General features: G+C 42.5%; 1 protein-coding gene. It reads left to right on the plus strand.

Annotated elements, in window-relative coordinates; genetic code table 11:
• Positions 1–294, plus strand: a 294-nt coding sequence (locus ACVC08_RS00165; RefSeq protein WP_452600498.1) for a hypothetical protein, incomplete at both ends; no start/stop codon positions are given.

Below are 294 nucleotides of genomic sequence, written 5' to 3' on the forward strand. Positions count from 1 at the left end.
CGATGCAGAAAACAACATTAATGCCATCACTGGCATTTACAATAACATTGTGGTTAACATGCAAACCATTTATGTACGAATAGAAAGCTCAACTATCGCAACAGACTGTGCAAGCTTTGTAGAACTACAACTTATCGTCAAGCCCGCCCCGCGAATAACAGCCCCCACCCCATTAGAAGTCTGCGACGATGATGCCGATGGCTTTGCCAGTTTCGATTTAACCGAAAAAGAGCCAGAAATACTAAACCAATTAGACACAGACCCATCTAACGATTTAGACCCTACACAATACAT

The sequence above is a fragment of the Pontimicrobium sp. MEBiC06410 genome, from assembly GCF_053601615.1.